17 protein-coding genes, 1 pseudogene and 1 riboswitch are annotated in these 21,533 nt (G+C 71.7%); of the genes and pseudogenes, 12 read left to right on the top strand and 6 right to left on the bottom strand.

Annotated features, from left to right (window positions below; all coding sequences use genetic code 11):
• Window positions 1-128 precede the first annotated feature (128 nt).
• Together OTB20_RS06310 and OTB20_RS06305 are read right to left on the bottom strand one after the other, a co-directional pair.
• Window positions 129-362, bottom strand: a complete 234-nt coding sequence (locus tag OTB20_RS06310) for a ferredoxin (RefSeq protein ID WP_267815584.1) — start codon at window positions 360-362, stop codon at window positions 129-131.
• Window positions 362-1,840 carry an aldehyde dehydrogenase gene (locus OTB20_RS06305; protein ID WP_267815583.1) on the bottom strand — a complete coding sequence of 493 codons (1,479 nt, stop codon included), beginning with the start codon at window positions 1,838-1,840 and terminating at the stop codon, window positions 362-364. The genes OTB20_RS06310 and OTB20_RS06305 overlap by 1 nt, the downstream gene beginning before the upstream one ends.
• Window positions 1,841-2,098: 258 nt before the next feature.
• Here OTB20_RS06305 and OTB20_RS06300 point away from each other — a divergent pair, with 258 nt between their 5' ends.
• From OTB20_RS06300 to OTB20_RS06270, 7 genes are all read left to right on the top strand, one after another.
• Window positions 2,099-3,160, top strand: coding sequence for an MBL fold metallo-hydrolase (locus OTB20_RS06300; RefSeq protein ID WP_267815582.1), 1,062 nt, complete (start codon window positions 2,099-2,101; stop codon window positions 3,158-3,160).
• Between the two features lie 169 nt (window positions 3,161-3,329).
• Window positions 3,330-3,409, top strand: a riboswitch (cobalamin riboswitch).
• Between the two features lie 142 nt (window positions 3,410-3,551).
• On the top strand, window positions 3,552-4,796 hold the full coding sequence (locus OTB20_RS06295; RefSeq protein WP_267815581.1) for a prenyltransferase/squalene oxidase repeat-containing protein: 1,245 nt from the start codon (window positions 3,552-3,554) through the stop codon (window positions 4,794-4,796).
• Window positions 4,796-5,494: an SCO2322 family protein gene (locus OTB20_RS06290; RefSeq protein ID WP_267815580.1), complete on the top strand. Its 699-nt coding sequence runs from the start codon at window positions 4,796-4,798 to the stop codon at window positions 5,492-5,494. The genes OTB20_RS06295 and OTB20_RS06290 overlap by 1 nt, the downstream gene beginning before the upstream one ends.
• Window positions 5,491-6,861 carry an energy-coupling factor transporter transmembrane component T gene (locus OTB20_RS06285; RefSeq protein WP_267815579.1) on the top strand — a complete coding sequence of 457 codons (1,371 nt, stop codon included), beginning with the start codon at window positions 5,491-5,493 and terminating at the stop codon, window positions 6,859-6,861. The genes OTB20_RS06290 and OTB20_RS06285 overlap by 4 nt, the downstream gene beginning before the upstream one ends.
• Window positions 6,858-8,810: an ABC transporter ATP-binding protein gene (locus tag OTB20_RS06280; protein ID WP_267815578.1), complete on the top strand. Its 1,953-nt coding sequence runs from the start codon at window positions 6,858-6,860 to the stop codon at window positions 8,808-8,810. Before OTB20_RS06285 ends, OTB20_RS06280 begins: the two co-directional genes overlap by 4 nt.
• Entirely contained in the window at window positions 8,807-9,730 is a 924-nt protein-coding gene (locus tag OTB20_RS06275) for an ECF transporter S component (protein ID WP_267815577.1), read from the top strand. Before OTB20_RS06280 ends, OTB20_RS06275 begins: the two co-directional genes overlap by 4 nt.
• A 333-nt stretch (window positions 9,731-10,063) precedes the next feature.
• A complete protein-coding gene (locus tag OTB20_RS06270; RefSeq protein WP_420716332.1) occupies window positions 10,064-10,468 on the top strand; it encodes a transglycosylase SLT domain-containing protein in 405 nt (134 codons plus the stop codon).
• 249 nt (window positions 10,469-10,717) lie between these two features.
• On the opposite strand, the gene OTB20_RS06265 is transcribed toward OTB20_RS06270, so the two are convergent.
• Window positions 10,718-11,887 (bottom strand): steroid 3-ketoacyl-CoA thiolase, encoded by a 1,170-nt coding sequence (locus tag OTB20_RS06265; protein ID WP_267754915.1) that lies wholly within the window; start codon window positions 11,885-11,887, stop codon window positions 10,718-10,720.
• Window positions 11,888-12,238: 351 nt separating this feature from the next.
• Here OTB20_RS06265 and OTB20_RS06260 point away from each other — a divergent pair.
• The 3 genes and pseudogenes from OTB20_RS06260 to OTB20_RS06250 all read left to right on the top strand — a co-directional run bounded on the left by OTB20_RS06260 (window position 12,239) and on the right by OTB20_RS06250 (window position 15,371).
• Window positions 12,239-13,560 (top strand): annotated as a pseudogene (locus OTB20_RS06260) (RNA-guided endonuclease InsQ/TnpB family protein).
• A gap of 27 nt (window positions 13,561-13,587) precedes the next feature.
• On the top strand, window positions 13,588-14,832 hold the full coding sequence (locus OTB20_RS06255; protein ID WP_267815575.1) for a cytochrome P450: 1,245 nt from the start codon (window positions 13,588-13,590) through the stop codon (window positions 14,830-14,832).
• A gap of 158 nt (window positions 14,833-14,990) precedes the next feature.
• A complete protein-coding gene (locus tag OTB20_RS06250) occupies window positions 14,991-15,371 on the top strand; it encodes a DUF6193 family natural product biosynthesis protein (protein ID WP_267815574.1) in 381 nt (126 codons plus the stop codon).
• Between the two features lie 238 nt (window positions 15,372-15,609).
• Here the strand turns inward: OTB20_RS06250 and OTB20_RS06245 are convergent, their stop codons facing one another.
• Entirely contained in the window at window positions 15,610-17,550 is a 1,941-nt protein-coding gene (locus tag OTB20_RS06245) for a bifunctional glycosyltransferase 87/phosphatase PAP2 family protein (protein ID WP_267815610.1), read from the bottom strand.
• A 224-nt stretch (window positions 17,551-17,774) separates the two neighbouring features.
• Here OTB20_RS06245 and OTB20_RS06240 point away from each other — a divergent pair, with 224 nt between their 5' ends.
• Window positions 17,775-18,143, top strand: a complete 369-nt coding sequence (locus OTB20_RS06240; protein ID WP_267815573.1) for an antibiotic biosynthesis monooxygenase family protein — start codon at window positions 17,775-17,777, stop codon at window positions 18,141-18,143.
• A 114-nt stretch (window positions 18,144-18,257) separates the two neighbouring features.
• Here OTB20_RS06240 and OTB20_RS06235 read toward each other — a convergent pair whose 3' ends face one another.
• Window positions 18,258-18,653 carry a nuclear transport factor 2 family protein gene (locus OTB20_RS06235; RefSeq protein WP_267815572.1) on the bottom strand — a complete coding sequence of 132 codons (396 nt, stop codon included), beginning with the start codon at window positions 18,651-18,653 and terminating at the stop codon, window positions 18,258-18,260.
• 192 nt (window positions 18,654-18,845) lie between these two features.
• Here OTB20_RS06235 and OTB20_RS06230 point away from each other — a divergent pair, with 192 nt between their 5' ends.
• Entirely contained in the window at window positions 18,846-19,361 is a 516-nt protein-coding gene (locus OTB20_RS06230; RefSeq protein WP_420716337.1) for a GNAT family N-acetyltransferase, read from the top strand.
• A 55-nt stretch (window positions 19,362-19,416) separates the two neighbouring features.
• Here OTB20_RS06230 and OTB20_RS06225 read toward each other — a convergent pair whose 3' ends face one another.
• Window positions 19,417-21,471 (bottom strand): MDR family MFS transporter, encoded by a 2,055-nt coding sequence (locus tag OTB20_RS06225; protein ID WP_267815571.1) that lies wholly within the window; start codon window positions 21,469-21,471, stop codon window positions 19,417-19,419.
• Window positions 21,472-21,533: the final 62 nt, after the last annotated feature.

Here is a 21,533-nt window from a genome sequence, read left to right as displayed (position 1 = left end):
CAGCGACACGGCACAGCCGCCGGGGACGGTCGCGCTGCGACACTCCCCGACGGCTGCCTCACTGGCGCGGAACCACTCCCTACCCCGCACCCCCATCCCACTCCCTACTCCCCTACTCCCCTACTCCCCTACTCCTCCGGAGGGAACACCGCCTCACGCGTGCCCAGCAGTGCGATCGAGATCGCCTCCACCGGGCATCCCTCCGCCGCCGTGAGGACCGGCTCGTTCGCGTCCGTTTCCGCCGCCCGCGGATGCGACTGGCGGGCCGAGTCGAGGGTGAAGCCCTCCGGGGCGTGGTTCACGCACATTCCCGAGCCGATGCAGACCCCACGGTCCACCTCGACGTGCCATCTGTCGCCCATCACGCACCGGCCGCGGGGGGTACGTACCCTGCCGGGAGGTGGATCATCTTGTGCTCCAGGTACTCGCTCAGCCCCTCCGGGCCGAACTCCCGCCCGACGCCGCTGTTCTTGTAGCCGCCGAACGGCCCGAGCATGTCCAGGCTGAAGGTGTTCACGTTGAAGGTGCCGGTCCGCACCTGTCGCGCGAAGTCGATGCCGTGTTCCACGTCGCCGGTCCAGACGCTGCCGCTGAGTCCGAACTCCGAGTCGTTGGCCACGCGTACCGCTTCCGCCTCGTCCCCGTACGGGATCAGGCAGACGACCGGGCCGAAGATCTCCTCGCGGGCGATCCGCATCGAGTTGTCGACGTCACCGAAGAGGGTCGGCTCCACGTACCAGCCCTGGTCGAGGCCTTGGCCGGCCGGGCGGCCGCCGCCGGACAGGATCTTGGCGCCCTCCTCCTGGCCGATCCGGATGAAGTCGAGCGAGCGCTGCTGCTGCCGCCTGGCCACCAGCGGGCCGAGCTGCGTCGCGGGGTCCATCGGGTCGCCTACGACCAGTGCCGAGGCCGCGGCGGCGAGCGCCTCGGCGATCTCCTCGTAGCGGCTGCGCGGGGCGAGGACGCGGGTCTGGGCCACGCACGCCTGGCCGTTGTTCATCCAGGCCGCGGGGACGATGCCGGCGATGGCGGTGTCCAGGTCGGCGTCCGGGAGGATGACGGCGGCGGATTTGCCGCCGAGCTCGAGGGTGACGCGGGTGAGGTTCTTCGAGGCGACCTCCATGACCCGGCGGCCGGCCGGGACGGAGCCGGTGAAGGCGACCTTGTCCACGTCCGGGTGGCCGACGAGGTATTCGCTGACCTCGCGGTCTGCGGGGAGGATCGACAGCACGCCCTCGGGCAGGCCGGCCTCGCGGGCGATGTCGGCGAGGATGTAGGAGTCGAGGACCGCTTCCGGGGACGGCTTGAGGATCACCGTGCAGCCGGTGAGCAGCGCGGGTGCCAGCTTGGCGGCGGCCACGAACTGCGGGACGTTCCACGGGATGACGGCGGCGACGACGCCGACCGCCTCGCGCCGTACGAGGATCGGGCCGAGGGCGCCCTGGCGGTACTCCTCGTACGGGTAGTCGCGTGCCACGGTGATCGCGGCGTCGTAGACCATCATCGGGCCGAGGGCCTGGGCGAGGATGCTCCACGAGTACGGGGACCCGTTCTGGGAGCTGATCGAGCGGGCGATCTCCTCGTGTCGGACGGCTATGGCGTCCTTGATTTTGGTGACCACCGCGATCCGCTCTTCGAGCGTGGTGCGCGGCCACGGGCCCTCGTCGAAGGCCTTGCGGGCCACGGCGACGGCCCGGTCCACATCCGCCTTCGAGGCGTGCGGGACGCTGCCGATGACCTGCCCGGTGTGGGGCGAGACGACCTTGATCCTGTCGGAGCCCAGCGGATCCGTCCACTCACCGCCGATGAACAGTTTTCCGTGTTCCACGAGCTCGGTCATGGCTGATGCCTCCTGCGGCTTGGCGTTCCAGAACTGATACCAGTTCTAGTTCTAGGAGTCCACGACCCTGACCGAACCGCCCCCTCGCCACCTCCGCCACCACCTCCGCCGCAGCCTCCCCTGACGCCTCCCGCGACACCTTGAAGATCCAACGACTAGTCAGGAAGCTGTGAAAGTGGTCGACTTGGGCGACTATTGCAACACGTTCCTGTTGGACGTGCTGTTGCTGGACCTGTTCTCGTTAGAGCGGAGCCCCTCATGGCAGAGGACACCCCGGACGTGACACCTCACGTCACCGATCACGGCGGCGGCGTGTGGGGCATCAAGGTCCCCATCCCCGACAACCCGCTCGGACACACCCTCGTCCACGTACTCGACACCGACCGCGGCCCGGTCCTCATCGACACCGGCTGGGACGACCCCGCGTCCTGGGACACCCTCGTCGCAGGCCTCGGCGCCCTCTCCATCGGCATCGCCGACGTGCACGGCGTGGTCATCACCCACCACCACCCCGACCACCACGGCCTGTCCGGCCAGGTCCGCGAGGCCTCCGGCGCCTGGATCGCCATGCACGCGGCCGACACCGAGGTCGTCGTACGGACCCGGGCCTCCGAACCCGGTGTCTGGTACGACTACATGAGCGAGAAGCTGGCCACCGCCGGAGCCCCCGAGGAACACATCGCCCCGCTGCGCGCCGCCCGCGCCGACGGCCGCATGCGGACCCTGCCCGGACTCCGGGCCGCCGTCCCCGACCGGGAGATCGTCCCCGCCGAGCTGCTGCCGCTGGCCGGCCGCAAGCTGCGGGCCGTCTGGACCCCGGGGCACACCCCCGGCCACGTCTGCCTGCACCTGGAGGAGAAGCATCCGGCGGACCTGCCCGGCAACGGCCGCCTCTTCTCCGGGGACCACCTGCTGCCCGGGATCTCCCCGCACATCGGCCTCTACGAGGACCCGTCCTCCGAACAGGTCACCGACCCCCTCGGCGACTACCTCGACTCCCTCGAACGCATCGGCCGCCTCGGACCGGCCGAGGTGCTCCCGGCCCACCAGCACGCCTTCACCGATGCGCCGGCCCGCGTACGGGAGCTCCTGGACCACCACGAGGAGCGGCTGACCGGGTTGTGGGAACTGCTCGCCGAGCCGCTGACACCGTGGGCGCTGGCGGTGCAGATGGAGTGGAACCGGCCCTGGGAGCAGATCCCGTACGGCTCCCGCAACATCGCCGTCTCCGAAGCGGAAGCCCACCTGCGACGCCTCGTGAAGCAGGGCCGCGCGGAGGCGGTGCCGGGCAGCGACCCCGTGACGTACCGCGCCGTTTGATACGGACGGCGAGCGCGGGAGGGGGCTGCGCAAGACGGCTGGGTACGGGAACCCGGGAGGGGATCGGGCTCCTCGAGCGGGCCTCGGTAAGGGGCGCCGGCAGGTGGCACCACCAGGCACCGGGGCTACGGGCCGGTACAGTATGGGCGTCGTCCACACTTCCGTACGGGGGGAAGCCGGTGCGAATCCGGCGCTGACCCGCAACCGTGACCCACCCCGGCAGCATCGGGGCGGGGAGCCGGAATGCCCCGTACCGGAGGTGCGCGGCTCGTGCCGCCGGGTCCTCCGGCGGCCGGCACCGTCGAGGTAAACGGAGCCGGAGCCCGGTGCCAGCCTCCACTGCTGTGCTGCCTGCCTCCGGGTCCCCAGCACGAGAGGCACCCGCCCCGCCATGAACGTCCGCCGTAGCGCAGCCACGCTCGCCGTCTCCGCCGTGCTCTGCGTGGGCGCGGCCCCCGTGGCCCTCGCCGATGTCGCCACGCCGTCCCCGGCACCCGTGATCCCCTCCGGGCTCTTCGGCAAGAACGACCCGGCGTACGACGGGGTGTGGCGGCAGTCGTTCGCGCTGCTCGCCCAGCACACCGTGGGCGTGAAGCCCGCGCAGCAGGCCGTGGACTGGCTGGTCGGCCAGCAGTGCGCCGACGGCTCCTTCCCCGCCTTCCGCCCCGACACGGCCAAGGCCTGCGACGCCTCGGCGTTCATCGACTCGAACGCCACCTCGGTCGCCGTGCAGGCACTGGCCGCGGTCGGCGGCCACGCCGAGACCGTGAAGAAGACGGTCGGCTGGCTGAAGTCCGTACAGAACGAGGACGGCGGCTGGAGCAACAACCCCGGCGGCGCCATGGACGGCGGTTCGGACGCCAACTCGACCGCCCTCGTCATCCGGGCCCTGGAGGCGGCCGGCGAGAAGCCGGCCGAGGTCAAGTCGAAGGCGGGCAAGTCTCCGTACGAGGCCCTCCTCACCTTCCAGCTGGGCTGCTCGGCCGAGCCGGCCGCCGACCGGGGCGCCTTCGCGTTCCAGCCGGCCGGCGGCAAGCTGTCCGCCAGCGCCGACGCGACGGCCGCCGTCGTCCTGGCCGGACTCGGTACGGGCCCGGTCGTCTCCCCCTCTTCCTCCACGGACACCCCCGCGGCCCCGCTCACCTGCCCGGCGACCGCCGGTGATCCGGTGGCGGCGGCTCAGGGCGGCGCCGGGTACCTGGCGGACGTCCTGAAGAAGGACGGCCACCTCACCGCCATCACGGCGGGCGCCGACCAGCCGACCCCGGACACCGGCAACACCGCCGACGCGGTCATCGCCCTGGCCGCGGCCGGGCACAAGCAGTCCGCTGCGGGCGCCCTGGAGTGGCTGAAGAACAACTCCGCCGAGTGGTCCAAGGGCAACCCGGCCGGCCTCGGCACCCTGATCCTGGCCGCGCACGCGACGGGCACCGACCCGAAGGCCTTCGGCGGCACCGACCTGGTGGCGGCGCTGAACGCGACGGGTCCGGCGCCGCAGCAGGAGAAGCCGGCGGCGGAGAAGAAGCAGAAGGAATCCGGCGGCAACAACGTCTGGTGGATGATCCTGGCTGGCGCGGCGGCCGGTATGGGCATCGGCATCGTGCTGAGCGGCCGCCGGAAGAAGAACCAGCTCTGATGCGCGGGCGCCGCCTGTCGCTGCCGGCCCTCGTCAGCGGCATCGTCCTGACCCTGGCCATGACCCTGCTGGCCGCGTCACCCGCCCTGGCCTCGACCTACCGCTACTGGTCGTTCTGGGACGGGGCCGGCGGCACGTGGGCGTACGCCACCCAGGGCCCCTCCTCGCTGCGTCCGGCGGACGGCTCCGTGCAGGGCTTCCACTTCGTGGTGAGCAAGGACGCGGCCGCTCAGGCCGCCCCGCCGCGCGCGGAGGCCGACTTCACGGCCATCTGCTCGGCCACCGCCCCGGTGGCGGGCAAGAAGCGGATCGCCCTGGTCATCGACTTCGGCACGCCCGCCGAGGCCCAGGCGGGCGACACCCCGCCACAGGATGCTCCGCGTACGGCATGCGCGCAGGTCGGCCCGGACGCCACGGCGGCCGAGGCACTGGCGGAAGTGGCCAAGCCGCTGCGCTACAACAGCGCGGCACTGCTGTGCGCGGTCTCCGGCTACCCGAAGCGGGGCTGCGGCGAACCCGTCGCGGACCCCGCCACCACCACCGCCCCGGACAAGCCCGCCGCCACGTCCGCCGAAGCGTCCGGCGCCACGTCCGGCGACTCCGGCGGCGGCCCGTCGGCGGGCCTCCTCGCAGGCATCGCAGCGGTGGCCGCCCTGGGCGCAGCCGCTTTCTGGCAGTCCCGCCGCCGCATCCGATGACGGACGGCCCCGAGGAGGACGGCGGGGCGGGCGCCGACGGCGGCCTGCCACCCACCAGGGCCACCCGCACCCGCCCGCCCACCCGCACGAGTGGTGCGGGTGGGAACCCGGCCCGGCCGCAGGCCGGGCGCACGCCCCACGGCCCCGCAGGCGACGTCCCCACCCCGGCCGGGCCGAACGCCCCCGACCGGGTAACCGGCACCCCGCGCGTGCCGACGTACAAAAAAATCTGGCAGGCCCCCGAGGCCACGCGTGGCAACGCCCTGCACGCGGGTGCCTGGTGGCTCTGGGCCCTCGGGCTCGCCGCCGCCGCCTCCCGCACCACCAACCCCCTCCTCCTCGGCCTGATCGTCGGCGTCGCCGGCTACGTGGTCGCGGCCCGCCGTACCGACGCCCCCTGGGCCCGTTCCTACGGGGCCTTCGTCAAGCTCGGCCTCTTCGTCATCGGCCTACGCCTCTTCTTCTCCATGCTCCTCGGCTCGCCCATTCCCGGCGCGCACACCCTCTTCACCCTCCCCGAGGTCCCGCTCCCGGCCTGGGCGCAAGGCATCCGGCTCGGTGGCCGGGTCACCGCCGAGCAGCTGGTCTTCGCCTTCTACGACGGCGCGAAGCTGGCCACGCTCCTCATCTGCGTCGGCGCCGCCAACGCCCTCGCGAACCCGGCGCGGCTGCTGAAGTCCCTGCCCGCGGCCCTGTACGAGGTCGGCGTCGCCGTGGTCGTCGCGATGACCTTCGCGCCCAACATGGTCGCCGACGTGGTCCGCCTGCGTACGGCCCGGCGCCTGCGCGGCCGACCCACCGGCGGGGTGCGGGCCGTCCTCCAGATCGGCCTGCCGGTGCTGGAGGGCGCGCTCGAACGTTCGGTGGCCATCGCCGCCTCCATGGACGCCCGCGGCTACGGCCGCACGGCGCAGGTCCCGGCCGCCGTCCGCCACACCACCAACGTGCTGACCCTCGGCGGGCTGCTGGGCATGTGCGCGGGTACGTACGGGCTGCTGGCGGCGGAGGGCGCCGAGTACGGTCTCGCGCTCCTCCTCCTCTCCCTGCTGCTGGCCCTGGCCGGGCTCCGCCTGGGCGGCCGCCGGTCGATCCGGACCCGCTACCGGCCGGACCGGTGGGGCCTGCGGGCCTGGCTCGTCGCCGGGTCGGGCGCGGCGGTCGCGGCGCTGCTGATCCGGGCCGCGTCCCTGGACCCGGAGGGCCTGCGGCCCGGGGTGGTCCCCCTCGTGGTCCCCACCCTCCCGCTCTGGCCGGCGGCGGCGATCCTGATCGGCCTGCTGCCGGCGTTCGTGGCCCCCGCACCGGCCCCGCCCCGTACCGACCTCCCCCTCACCCTCACCGCCGAAGGAGGCGACGTATCCCCGTGATCCGTTTCGACGACGTATCGGTGACGTACGAGGGCGCGGCAGCTCCTTCCCTCGCCCATGCCGACTTCACGCTCCCGGAAGGCGAGCTGACCCTGCTGGTCGGCCCCTCCGGCGTCGGCAAGTCCACCCTCCTCGGGGCGGTCTCGGGCCTGGTCCCGCATTTCACCGGGGGCACCCTCAAGGGCCGGGTCACGGTCGCCGGCCGGGACACCCGTACGCACAAGCCGCGGGAGCTCGCGGACGTGGTCGGCACGGTCGGCCAGGACCCGCTGGCCCACTTCGTGACCGACGTCGTCGAGGACGAGCTCGCCTACGGCATGGAATCCCTGGGCCTGGCACCCTCCGTCATGCGCCGCCGCGTCGAGGAGACCCTCGACCTCCTCGGCCTGAACGACCTCCGCGACCGCCCCATCGCCACCCTTTCCGGAGGCCAGCAGCAGCGGGTGGCGATCGGTTCGGTCCTGACCCCGCACCCGAAGGTGCTGGTCCTGGACGAGCCGACGTCCGCGCTGGACCCGGCGGCGGCGGAGGAGGTACTGGCCGTCCTGCAACGCCTGGTCCACGACCTGGGCACGACCGTCCTGATGGCCGAGCACCGCCTGGAGCGGGTGGTCCAGTACGCCGACCAGGTCCTGCTCCTCCCCTCCCCGGGCGCACCCGCCGTCCTGGGCTCCCCGTCCTCGATCATGGCCGTGTCCCCGGTCCACCCCCCGGTGGTGGCCCTGGGCCGCTTGGCCGCCTGGTCCCCCCTCCCCCTCTCCATCCGCGACGCCCGCCGCCGCTCCACCCCCCTCCGCGACCGCCTCCTCTCCCTCTCCACCCCCGAGCCGCCGAACCCGAGGCCGCAGCCCCGGACCGAGCCTGCGGCGCAGCCTCCGGCGGGCACCGGGGCCCAGCCCGACCCTGCCGCCGGGGCGCAGCCCGCCGTGACGCCGCAGGCCGAAGCCGGGTCCGAGGCGCAACCCGCCGTGACGGCCCGCGCCGAGGCCGGTTCCGGGGCGCAGCCCCCACCGGGGTCCGGGGCGCAGCCCCGGGGAACGGGCGAAGGGTGGGTAGGGGACGGCCGCCCGCAGGGCCCCGGCACCGGCCCCCGCCACCCCCGCCCCGGCCGCCTCGCCCGCCTGCTCCGGCGCGACCGGTCGGCATTCACCGCCCCCGCCTCCACCCCCACCACGGACCGGGACCGACCGGCCACGGTCAAAGGCCTCTCCCTCCGTCGCGGCCGCGCCGAAGTCCTCCGCGGGATCAACCTCACCGTGTCGAAGGGCGAGACCATCGCCCTGATGGGCCGCAACGGCGCCGGAAAGTCGACCCTCCTCGCCACCCTCATCGGCACCCTGGAGCCCACCACCGGCCAGGTGACGGTCAGCGGCCGCATCCCCCACCGGACGCCGCCCCCCGAAATGGTGACCCGGGTCGGCCTGGTCCCCCAGGAGCCCCGCGATCTCCTCTACGCCGACACCGTCGCGGCCGAGTGCGCCGCCGCCGACCACGACGCCGGCCAGGCGCCGGGTACCTGCCGTGCCCTCGTCGCCGCCCTGCTCCCCGATGTCCCCGACGACACCCACCCGCGCGACCTGTCCGAGGGGCAGCGTCTGGCCCTGGCCCTGGCACTGGTCCTGACCGGCCGCCCGGCCCTGCTGCTCCTCGACGAGCCGACCCGCGGTCTGGACTACGCCGCCAAGGCCCGTCTGGTGGAGATCCTGCGCGGGCTCGCCGCCGACGGGCACGCCATCGTCCTGGCCACGCACGACGTGGAGCTCGCCGCCGAGCTGGCCCACCGCGTGGTGATCCTGGCGGGCGGCGAGGTCGTAGCGGACGGCCCGACCGCCGAGGTCGTCGTCTCCTCCCCCGCCTTCGCGCCCCAGGTGGCCAAGATCCTGGCCCCGGGCCACTGGCTCACGGTCTCCCAGGTCGCGGCGGCCCTCTCGGCCGGGGTGGACTCATGAGCACCCCCGCTCCGGCCCCCAACCGGGCCCCCGTCTCCCTCCCCCGTTCCCGCCCCCTGCGCATCGGCCCCCGCGCCGCCGCCGCCCTGGTCCTCGTCAGCCTCATCGGTCTCGCCGCCTTCGGCTGGCCGCTCCTCGCCGACCGCCAGTCCGGTTTCGCGCACTCCCATGACGCCCCCTGGCTCTTCGCCGCCCTGCTCCCCCTGCTCGTGGGCGTGGTCGTCGCGACCATCGCCGACGACGGCATGGACGCCAAGGCCGTCGCGATGCTCGGCGTACTGGCCGCGGTCGGGGCCGCGCTGCGCCCCCTCGGCGCCGGTACGGGCGGCCTGGAGCCCATGTTCTTTCTGATGGTGCTGAGCGGCCGGGTCCTGGGGCCGGGCTTCGGTTTCGTCCTGGGCGCGGTCACGATGTTCGCGTCGGCCCTGCTCACGGGTGGTGTGGGGCCGTGGATGCCGTTCCAGATGCTGGCCATGGGCTGGTTCTCGCTGGGTGCCGGGCTGTTGCCTGGGCCGGACCGGATCCGTGGGCGGGCCGAGCTGGCGATGCTCGCGCTGTACGGGTTCCTCGGCTCCTTCGCGTACGGCACGATCATGAACCTGCAGGGCTGGGTGATCCTGCAGGGCATGGGGCAGGGCATCTCCTTCCACCCCGGGGACCCGGTGCCCGCGAATCTGGCCCGCTTCCTCTCGTACTGTCTGGCGACCTCGGTGGGCTGGGACCTGGGCCGGGCCGCGCTGACCGTCGTACTGACCCTCACGCTCGGCGCGACCCTGCTGAAGGCGCTGCGGCGGGCGACACGGAAAGCTGCCTTCGACGCTCCCGTGGCCTTCGATCCGGGGCCGGATCCGCCCGCTAGCCTTCCCCCGAAAGGGGTACGGGTGGGCACGGAGGGTGAGATCCGGGCCTCCTGGCGGTGACCCGCCCCACAGGACCTTGGTCACATACGAAGCGGGATAGTAGTCCTTAAAAGTCCCTTATCCACCCCCACGAACCGCCTCCCACCTGCAGTGATGCCCACAGGGGCGGAGGGGGGCCGTTCCGCCCCGCCTGCGAGGACCACTAGTAAGAGGGGTCGTTGCCAGGCGCTGCGAACCCCCGTAGAACTGGATGAGTCGCAAGGCGGACGGAGAGCCCCCCGGGTTCGTCCCCGGTCTCCATCCCCGCCGACGAACCCCTCTCCTCCGCGTGAGTGGCTCACGCATGTCTTCGGCATGCCTGCGACCGCCCTGTCCCCTCCGAAAGGCCAGTCCGTGTCCAACACCGTCATCCGCCGCTTCGCCGCTTCCAAGAAGGCCCTCGCGGGTACCGTCCTCGCCCTGGGCGTCGCCGGCTCCATGCTTGCCGCGGTTCCCGCGCAGGCCGCCCCGATGAACGCCAAGGCGGTCGCGCAGCAGATGATCAAGGACCCGGCCCAGTTCGCGGCGTTCAACAACATCGTTTCCCGCGAGAGCGGCTGGAACCCCAACGCCACGAACGCCTCCTCCGGCGCGTACGGCCTGGTCCAGGCCCTGCCGGCCTCGAAGATGTCCTCGGCCGGCTCGGACTGGAAGACCAACCCGGCCACCCAGATCAAGTGGGGCCTGGACTACATGAACTCCCGCTACGGCAGCCCCGTCGGCGCCTGGGACTTCTGGCAGTCCCACCACTGGTACTAAGCCGACCAGTGGCGGCAGACAGGCAGGAAGGCGCCCGCCACCCTCTCGCAGGGCTCGGTGCGCGCATGCGAAGGCCCCGGCGGCCGACCTCCCCAGGTCCGGCCACCGGGGCCTTCGCGATCCCATCCCACAGGGTCCGAGGGCGGCGCGGCGGGTACCGCGGCCGCCGGATGCGCGACTGCCGGATCCGCGACACTCGCGGCTGAAGCCAAGGCCACAGCCACAGCCGAGGCCCAGTCGCGGCCGCTACTACAGCCGCTGGATGATGGTGCCCGTCGCCAGCGCGCCACCCGCGCACATGGTGATCAGCGCGAACTCCTTGTCGCGGCGCTCCAGCTCGTGGAGGGCGGTGGTGATCAGGCGGGCCCCGGTCGCGCCGACGGGGTGGCCGAGCGCGATGCCGCCGCCGTTGACGTTGACCTTCTCCAGGTCCTGGTCGAAGACCTGGGCCCAGCTGAGGACGACGGAGGCGAAGGCCTCGTTGATCTCGACGAGGTCGATGTCCTTGAGGGACATGCCGGCCTTGCCCAGCACGGCGCGCGTCGCGTCGATCGGCCCGTCCAGGTGGAAGTGCGGGTCGGAGCCGACCAGCGTCTGGGCGACGATCCGGGCGCGCGGCCGCAGCTTGAGCGCACGGGCCATCTTGCGCGAGGCCCACATCACGGCGGCGGCGCCGTCGGATATCTGCGAGGAGTTCCCGGCGGTGTGCACGGCCGTCGGCATGACCGGCTTGAGCCGGGCGAGGCCCTCCATGGAGGTGTCGCGCAGGCCCTCGTCCCGGTCGACCAGCCGCCACATGCCCTGGCCCGCGGCCTGCTCCGCTTCGGTGGTGGGCACCTGCACGGCGAAGGTCTCGCGCTTGAAGCGTTCCTCGGCCCACGCGGCCGCGGCCCGCTCCTGGGACAGGACGCCGAGGCGGTCCACGTCCTCGCGGGTCAGACCCCGGTGGCGGGCGATGCGCTCGGCGGCCTCGAACTGGTTCGGGAGGTCGACGTTCCACTCGTCCGGGAAGGGCTTGCCCGGACCGTGCTTGGAGCCGGAGCCGAGCGGGACGCGGGTCATGGCCTCGACCCCGCAGGCGATACCGATGTCCATGACACCGCCGGAGATCATGTTGGCGACCATGTGGTTGGCCTGCTGGGAGCTGCCGCACTGACAGTCCACGGTGGTGGCGGCGGTCTCGTACGGGAGGCCCATGGCCAGCCAGGCGTTGCGGGCCGGGTTCATCGACTGCTCGCCGGCGTGGGTGACGGTACCGCCCACGATCTGCTCCACGCAGTCGGGCTGGATACCGGTGCGTGCGAGGAGTTCGCGGTAGGTCTCGCCGAGAAGGTAGGCGGGGTGAAGATTGGCGAGCGCGCCCCCGCGCTTGCCGATCGGGGTGCGTACGGCTTCGACGATGACGGGTTCCGCGGCCATGAGCTCGTCCTCTCCTGCTCCTGCGTAGCGCACAGCGCGCATCGGCTAGCGCGCTCCAGCTGCCGGATGGGCCGTCCCGGCGCCCCACCCGAACTAGTACGCGTTCTAGTTCTCCCCGCAGTCTTATGACCAGAAGACCCGGTACGCAAGGGTCTTGCACGCGGCTTACTGAGGATCTCCCGTAGTCGGGGGCGAAAATACGCCTCAGGGGCTGCCCTGATCACAGGCTGGATACGGCCTGCCGCTATCTGGCCGCAGCGAGCGAGTAGGCGTACGTAGCCGACCCGCACGCCCGAAACGCCGATAGTCGCCACGTAGAGCGCTGCAGCCAACTCCCGTACGGTCGCCCGCATGCAGCTCCGCTACAACTACCGCGTGTATCCGAACGCCTCTCAGTGTCGTGCGCCGGCGAAGGCGTTCGGGTGTGCGCGTGCGGTGTGGAACGACTGTCTGCACGACCGGAGGGAAGCGCAGGCGGCGGGGTTGCCGTACGTGAAGTCGGCCGACCTGTCGCGGCTGCGGATCACTGAGGCCAAGCGGACCGAAGAGCGTTCTTGGCTCGCTGAGGTGTCGGCGGTTGTCCTTCAGCAGTCACTGCGGGACCTGGATGCCGCGTTCAAGAACTTCTTCGACTCAGCCACAGGCAAGCGCAAGGGCCGGAAGGTGGCGCCGCCACGGTTCAAGTCGGAGAAGGACACCCGGCAGTCCATCCGCTTGAACACCAATGCCTTCACCCTCCGGGCGAACGGCAGGCTGTATGTGGCCAAGGTGGGGGATCTGAAGGTGACGTGGTCGAGGCCGCTGCCGGCCGCACCTACTTCCCTGACCGTGATCAAGGATTCGGCCGGCCGGTACTTCGCGAGTTTCGTCGTGGACACCGCCCCCGAGCTCCTGCCCGAGCTGAACTCGGAGGTCGGTATCGATCTGGGACTGTCTGTCTTCGCCGCCCTCTCCGACGGCACCCGCATCAGCTCGCCGCGTTTTCTTCGGCGGGCGGAGCGGAAGCTCAAGCGTCTGCAGAGGGACCTTTCCCGGAAGGTGAAGGGGTCGAAGAACCGGGCCAAGGCCCGGATCAAGGTGGCCCGGCAGCATGCCAGGGTGGCCGACCGGCGCAGGGACTGGCATCACAAGACGTCGACACGGATCATCCGCGACAACCAAGCGGTGTACGTGGAAGACCTCGCGGTATCAGGACTGGCACGGACCCGCCTGGCCAAGTCCGTCCACGACGCGGGCTGGTCCGCGTTCGTGGACATGCTGGAGTACAAGGCCGCCAAGCACGGCCGGCACTTCGGGAGATCGGCCGGTTCGAACCGACCTCGCAGGTCTGCTCGGCCTGCGGGGTCAAGGACGGCCCCAAACCCCTCCACGTCCGCACCTGGACATGCGCAGCATGTGGGGCCGTGCACGACCGTGACGACAACGCCGCGAAGAACACCCTGGCCGCCGGACGGGCGGACAGGCTAAACGCCTCGCGGAGCGCGGGTAAGACCAGGACGACAGTCCCGGCGCAGCGTGAAGAAGCAGGAAGCCGCCCAGACGGCCACCCGGCCGTGGCAGGAACCCCCGGATTTCATGCCGAGGAGCACGTCAAACGGATTCCACACGCAACAGTTGGCGCGGGGCCCCTTGTCACTTCTAGAACTCGTTACTACCTTCAAGCCATCTTCTGATGGGCCGTCAGACTTTGGAGTCGCCCGATGACCTGCCCCGCGCTGCCCGAAGGCTTCGACGCCACGGACCCCGACGTCCTCCAGGACCGGGTCCCCCACCCCGAGTTCGCGCAGTTGCGGCAGACCGCGCCCGTGTGGTGGTGCCCGCAGCAGCGGGGCATCACGGGGTTCGACGACGAGGGGTACTGGGCCGTCACCCGGCACGCGGACGTCAAGTACATCTCCACGCACCCCGAGTTGTTCTCCTCCACCACGAACACGGCGATCATCCGCTTCAACGAGCACATCCAGCGCGAGGCCATAGATGCCCAGCGACTGATCATGTTGAACATGGATCCGCCGGAACACACCCGCGTACGCCAGATCGTGCAGCGGGGCTTCACCCCGCGGGCCATCCGCGGGCTGGAGGACGCCCTGCGCGACCGGGCCCGCAAGATCGTCGCGGAGGCCGCCCGGACCTCGGCCGACGGCAGCTTCGACTTCGTGACCCAAGTGGCGTGCGAGCTCCCGCTGCAGGCCATCGCCGAGCTGATCGGCGTACCGCAGGAGGACCGGTCCCGGATCTTCGACTGGTCGAACAAGATGATCGCGTACGACGACCCGGAATACGCGATCACCGCCGAGGTCGGCGGCAACGCCGCGGCGGAGCTCATCGGTTACGCGATGAACCTGTCGGCGGCCCGCAAGGAGTGTCCGGCCAAGGACATCGTCACGCAGCTGGTGGCGGCCGAGGGCCAGGGCAACCTGGGCTCCGACGAGTTCGGCTTCTTCGTACTGCTGCTCGCGGTCGCGGGCAACGAGACCACCCGCAACGCCATCAGCCACGGCATGCACGCCTTCCTCACCCACCCCGAGCAGTGGGAACTTTACAAGGCGACCAGGCCCTCGACGGCGGCCGAGGAGATCGTCCGCTGGGCCACCCCCGTGGTGTCCTTCCAGCGCACCGCCACCCAGGACACCGAACTGGGCGGGCAGAAGATCAAGGCGGGCGACCGGGTGGGGATGTTCTACTCCTCCGCCAACCACGACCCCGAGGTCTTCGAGAACCCCGAGGCCTTCGACATCACCCGCGACCCGAACCCGCACCTGGGCTTCGGCGGCGGCGGCCCGCACTTCTGCCTCGGCAAGTCCCTGGCCATCATGGAGATCGACCTCATCTTCAACGCCCTCGCCGACGCCCTGCCCGACCTGCACCTCGCCGGCGAGGCTCCGCGCCGGCTGCGCGCGGCCTGGCTGAACGGAATCAAGGAGCTGCGGGTCAGCCACGGCTGACCCGCTATCCAGGACGGCAGGGGCCCCACCTCCCACGCCCGGCCCCTGCCGTCCCTCGGGCCCACCTGCCGACCCCTGGTTGTTACCGGCCGGTCGTTACCGTCTCGCCGCCTTCCGGATCATTGCCTAGGCGGCAGGCCGGACCCCAGACTGCCCGGATGAACCTTGAGGACCCCAGCGCGAGACGCTGGCAGCGGCTGCCCACCACGTGGCAGCGGATGGTCGATCTCGGCGGCGGATCCGAGCCCATGAGCCAAGGCGTCCTAGCCCTCATCGAGGCCGCCCGCCAGGAACCGGAACTGCGCCGGCTGTACCCGTACACCAGCCACTTCACCCTGTGGTTCAGCGCCTCCGACGGGCATCCCTTCGCCGTGACCGCACCGGCCGTGGAGCCCCTGCCGGATGGCCGCTTCCGCGTACGCGGCCCCCGCCAGACCACCGTCCTGGGCGAAGCGGACACGGCCCGAGCGGCCATAGCCCTCGTAGTCGCCAACCTCGTCCCCACTGGAAACGCGAGAAACTGCGCGCCGACCGACTAGGCGCGCGAGGAACCGCGCGACCGGCCACAACGAACCCGCACCCGGCACACGGCCAGTCCCGCCAGGAACCAGGGGGGTGCCGAGCCGGGCCACGCCAAGGGCCCCGGCCTCACCCGAGTGGCGCAAGCCGCCCCACGGGCGGATCCTGACAGAACGCGGCGATCCATCGCGAAGGGGTGCCGGGGCGGGCTGCTACACCGCCCCGGCACCCCTTCGCGCAGCCGAGGGCTGCAAGCCCTCAGGCGCTCGTCCGCTCCGCGGGCCCCGCCGAGATCCGCTCGGGCCGCCTGGGCCGAGGCACGGCGGCCCCGGTCGCCTGCACGGCGCCCCGGGGGCCCGAGAGTACGTAGACGAGCCCGAAGCCGGCCGTGACGACGAGCGCACCACCGACCGCGTCGAGCACCCAGTGGTTGGCGGTGGCGACGATCGCGCACACCGTGACCGTCGGGTGCAGTGCGCCCAGCAGCTTCTGCCAGCCCTTCGGCGCGAGCGTGACGATCACGATGCCGCACCACAGCGACCAGCCGAAGTGCAGCGAGGGCATCGCCGCGTACTGGTTGGAGATCGCGGTCATGGCCCCGTAGCTCGGGTTCGCCAGGTCCTGCGCGCCGTGCACGGTGTCGATGAATCCCATGCCGGGCATCAGCCGCGGCGGCGCCAGCGGGTAGAGCCAGAAACCTATGAGCGCGAGGACCGTGGCCAGGCCCAGGGAGGCGCGGGCCCAGCGGTAGTCCTTGGGGCTGCGCCAGTACAGGACGGCCAGGATCGCCAGCGGGACCACGAAGTGGAAGGAGGTGTAGTAAAAGTTGAAGAACGCCTCCAGCCAGGGCACGTTCACGACGGCGTGGTTCACGGCGTGCTCGATGTCGATGCCGAGCGCCTTCTCGATCCCGTGGATCTGGCTGCCGTTGCCCTCCGCGAGGGTGCGGCTGGTGGGCGCGGCGGCCCGGATGTGCGAGTACAGCGAGTACCCGACCCGTATCAGCAGCAGTTCCAGCAACAGGTTCGGGCGCGACAGCACCCGCCGCCAGAACGGCAGCAGCGGTACCCGGGCCCAGCGCGCGGGCGCGGGCCGCCCGTAGGCGGTGGGGACCGGCTCGCGCCAGTACGGGGAGGAACGCGGCAGGAACGGCACTGCGCAGGCCGCCGCGAGGGCCGCGAGCAGCAGCACGTTGTCCCGTACGGGGGCCAGTGCGACCAGGTTGGGCAGCAGCACGGCGCTCGGCAGGGTCATGGCCAGCACCACGGCGACCGGCCACACCGGCCGGTCCGCGGCCCTCTTGCCGACCTTGCCGGCGACCGCGAGCAGCACCCACAGCAGCTGGTGGCGCCAGCCGGTCGGGGACACGGCTACGGCCACGCAGCCGGTGATCGCGACGGCGAGCAGCACCTGTCCGTCACGGGCGTAGCGGACGGCGCGGCGCAGGCCGATCCAGACGATCGGGGCCGCGAGGGCGGCGTAGAGCAGGACCTCGCCGGGGCCGGAGACGCCCAGGCGCAGCAGCGCGCCGTGCACGGACTGGTTGGCGAGGCCGTCGGGTGCGCCGCCGAGGCCGGTGCCGGCCAGGTGCTGGACCCAGTACGTCCACGAGTCGCTGGGCAGGGCCGCCCAGGACAGGGCGGTGGCACCGGCGAAGGTGAGGGCGGCGGAGCGGGCGGTGGCCCGGCGTCCGGACAGCCACAGCAGCGGGGCGAAGAGCAGCAGCGCGGGCTGGAGGGCCGCGGCGAGGCCGATCAGGAACCCGGAGGGGCGTTCGCCCGGGACCCGGAACACGGCCAGCAGCACCAGCAGCACCGGCAGTACGGCGGTCTGGCCGGGCAGGGCGGCCTCGCGGACGGGCAGCGAGACCATCATCAGCGCGACCAGCACGGGGGCGGCGAGCAGCGCGGTGCGCCGCGGCACGGGGTCGGGCAGGCCGCGCGCGGCCACCAGCCCGATGGCGGCGACGACCAGCAGGGTCACGCAGGTCCAGGCCACCTCCAGGGAGGGCGCGGCGAGGCCGAGGAGCGGCTTGAGGACCAGCCCCGCGAAGGGGGTCCCGGTGAACTGGCCGTTGGTGTAGAGCGAGCCCGGCAGGCTGCCCGGGAGGTGGAAGCCGCTGAGCCACTCGCCGGGTGGCACGCGCAGCACGACCGTAACCTGCCTGACCGCCAGCAGCCCTGCCAGCGCCCACAGCATGAGGCGTGCCGCCTCCAGCCGGCCACCGCCGCTACCGCCTATGACCCCGGCATGTCCGTTCGCACCACTGTGCTCCGCCGCGTTAGCCACGCCTCGCCGGCCTCCCGCCCTGTTGACTGCAACCCTGACTTCGCCTGGCTGCCGCGTTTCGTACCACGTTCCATACCGCGTGCTTCATTTACCCGGACGACGATATCCCCCGCGCGATACCTAGGATGGCGGGCATGAGCATCGTGAAGATCAACGCCCTCACCGTCCCGGACGAACAGCGCGAGGTTCTGGAGCAGCGGTTCGCCTCCCGGGCCGGCTCCGTGGAGAGCTCGGACGGCTTCGAATGGTTCGAACTGCTGCGGCCCGTCGAGGGCACGGACCAGTATCTCGTGTACACGCGGTGGCGTTCCGAGCAGGACTTCCAGGCGTGGATGGAGGGGCCCATGAAGGCGGCCCACCAGGGTGGCGCAGCGGGCGGAGCGGGTGCCCCTGGCGGCCCGGGGGGCGGCGAAGGCGGTGCGGGGCGGCCGAAGCCGGCTGCCACGGGCTCGTCGGTGTGGTCGTTCGAGGTCGTGCAGCAGGCGGCGCCGAAGCAGGTCTGAGCGGCGGAGGGGCCCGGAGCTGCGGCTCCGGGCCTCTTTTCTTCGCTCTTTTTCTCTTCCTTCTTCTCCGCTCTGCTTCTCCTTCGACCGTCACCAGCCGTCAGGCGTCAGGCGTCAGGCCCAGAAGGCGTCGCTTTCGTCGATGTCCTCGGTGCAGACGTCGAGGTCGCTGATCTTTCCGGCGACGATCGTGAAGAAGATGCCCTCGTGGATCTCGATCCCGCGGTCGCCGCGGTCGGCGCGCGCTGTGTGGAAACTCATGACGTGGCCGCGGCCGTCGGCAAGCAGCTTGTCCAGATGCACCTGGAATGTGCCGTTGGACTCCTCACCGAGGCGGCGGTAGAGGTCGAAGACGGCTTCCCGGCCCTTGTGGTGCCCTGAGAGGGGCCCGCTCCCGGGCATGTGCTGGATGACGTCGGCCGTCATCATCGTGCTCAGCTTCTCCATGTCGCCCCGGCCGAAGGCCTCGTAGCCGCGGCGGATCAGGGCACAGTCTGGATGCTCCGACATGACGTCACGCCCTCCATGTGTACGGTTTGCCCTTTTTCCTATCATCGGCCCGGGCCTGTGGATATTCCAACGCGGGGCGGCTGGGCACGGCTCCACAATGACGTCATGACCAGCAGAGAGAACCCCACCGCCACTGCCCCGACCACCGACACGACCGCTACGTCGGCCGCTACGTCGGCCGCTACGCCGACCATTACGCCGGCCTCGGCTGCGACCTCGGCCTCTGCCCGTACATGGCAGGTCACCGCGGAGCCCTTCACCAACCCGGACGCCACGCTGCTGCGCCGCGCGTACTACGCGGAGGTCGCCGGCCGGTACTGGCGGCGGTCCGTCACCGAGGCCGAGATCGACCAGGGCCTCCTGGACTTCCCGGACGACGAGCTCACGGCGCCGACGGGCCGGTTCGTGGTCGGCAGACTCGACGGCCGGCCCCTCTCGTGCGGAGGGATACGCCTCCTGGACCCCGTGACCGCCGAACTCACCCGGGTGTACGTGGACCCGCGCGCCCGAGGTACGGGCGGCGGGGCGGCCCTGCTCCGGGCCCTGGAGGAGGCGGGCCGGGCGCTTGGCGCGGAGCGGGTCCGGCTGGATACCCGGTCCGACCTGGTTGAGGCCAGGGCGTTGTACGCGCGCCACGGGTACGGGGAGATACCCGCGTACAGCGCCGGTCCCTACGCCGAGCACTGGTTCGAGAAGCGCCTGGTCTGACCCCCGGGCCTGGGACGCCCGGGCCCTGGGACCCCCGGGCCCTGGGCCGGGGTGGTCACCTGGCGGAGTGGTCCCGGCGCGGCAGGGCCTCGTACGGCTCCTCCGAGTCGGATCCGCAGAGCTCCTCGTTGATCTCCGCGACCAGCTCGGACAGGTCGGTCGGCCTGTCCGGGCCCCACCAGTCGCCGAGCAGTTCGGCGAGCGAGTCCTCCCGCGCTGCGGACAGCTTCAGCGCGCTCTCCCGGCCCTTCTCCGTCAGGACCAGGGCCAGCCCGTCGCGGACGGCGAGCCCGCGACCTTCGATCTGGCAGGCCGCGTCCGTGACGGCCTTCAGCGGCACGATGGTCCCCTCGGCGAGCGCCGCCGGTTCGACGGAGCCGTACTTGTTGATCCGCAGCAGCATCCAGCTGGCGGCGGGCAGCAGGTCGTAGCCGGCCTTCGCGGTGATCTTCTCGTAGACGTGCTTGCGGCCCTGGAGGGTACCGAGTGCCGTCAGCGCGCGGGCGACCTCTTCACGGGAGGACCGCTGGACGGGGTTGGAGGCGAGGGTCTCGCTGACGTCGGGCGCCGTCACCGAGCCGCGCAGCTTGTCCTCCTTGAGGAACCAGGCCACGACGAAGGCCACCAGCACCACGGGCGCGGCGTAGAGGAACACGTCGGTGATGGCGGTGGAGTAGGCGTCGAGCACCCGCGGGCGCAGCTCGGCGGGCAGGGCCCCGATGGCGCGCGGGTCGGCCTCCAGCCGTCCCGCGTCCACGCCCGGGGGCAGTGGGACGCCCGTCAGCGCGGCGGCCAGTTTGTCGTCGAGCCGGTTGGTGAAGATCGTGCCGAAGATGGCGACGCCGAAGGAGGCGCCGATGGAGCGGAAGAAGGTGGCACCGGAGGTGGCGACACCGAGATCGGCGTAGCCGACCGAGTTCTGCACCACCAGGACCAGCACCTGCATGACCAGTCCGAGGCCGGCGCCGAAGACGAAGAAGTAGACGCTCATCTCCCAGGTCGAGCTGGCGCGCTCCAGCTGGTGCAGGAGCAGCAGCCCGATGGCGGTCACGGCCGTGCCCGCGATCGGGAAGACCTTCCAGCGCCCGGTGCGGCTGACGATCTGGCCGGAGCCGGTGGAGGTGATCAGCATGCCGAGCACCATCGGCAGCATGTGGACGCCCGACATGGTCGGCGAGACGCCCTGGACCACCTGCAGGAAGGTCGGCAGGTAGACCATCGCGCCGAACATCGCGAAGCCCACGACGAAGCTGATCAGCGAGCAGAGGGTGAAGGTCCTGACCCGGAACAGCTTGAGCGGGAGCACGGGCTCCGCCGCCCGCCGCTCGATGAGGATGAAGCCGACCAGCAGCACGGCGCCCAGCACGGCGAGCCCGATGATCTCCGGGGAGCTCCAGCCCCAGGTCCCGCCGAGGGAGGCCACGAGCACCAGGCAGGTCGCGACGGAGGCGATGAGGAAGGTGCCGAGGTAGTCGATGGTGTGCTTCTCGGAACGCACCGGGATGTGCAGGCTCGCGGCGATGACGACGAGTGCGACGAGACCGATGGGGAGGTTGATGTAGAAGACCCAGCGCCACGACAGGTGGTCCACGAACAGTCCGCCCAGCAGCGGGCCCAGCACACTGGTCGCTCCGAAGACCGCTCCGAAGAGGCCCTGGTACTTGCCGCGTTCGCGCGGCGGGACGATATCGCCGACGATCGCCATCGACAGCACCATCAGGCCGCCGCCGCCGAGACCTTGCAGCGCGCGGAAGCCGATGAGCTGCGGCATGTTCTGCGCGAGGCCGCACAGGGCGGAGCCGATCAGGAAGAGCACGATGGCGTACTGGAAGAGCTTCTTGCGCCCGTACTGGTCCCCGAGCTTCCCCCACAGCGGTGTGGCGGCCGTGGAGGCGAGCATGTAGGCGGTGACCACCCAGGACAGGTGCGCCATCCCACCGAGTTCGCTGACGATCGTCGGCAGGGCCGTCGACACGATCGTCTGGTCGAGCGCGGCGATGAGCAGCCCCAACAGGAGCGCGCCGATGGATACGAGCACCTCGCGCGAAGCGTGTTCGGCACTGGGGCCGGACTTCCGCGGGTCGGGCTCCGTGGTCACGTCCTGAACCATCGGCTCCTCCTCAGGCCTGATCGACTCCTCCATCCTGAGCGGTGTGTCCCGTTATGGCCTGT

Source organism: Streptomyces sp. H27-H1, from assembly GCF_026627445.1.
In the GTDB taxonomy this organism is placed as follows: domain Bacteria; phylum Actinomycetota; class Actinomycetes; order Streptomycetales; family Streptomycetaceae; genus Streptomyces.
Note: the sequence above shows the minus strand (reverse complement) of the source record. Positions and strands in the feature narration are given on the sequence as shown.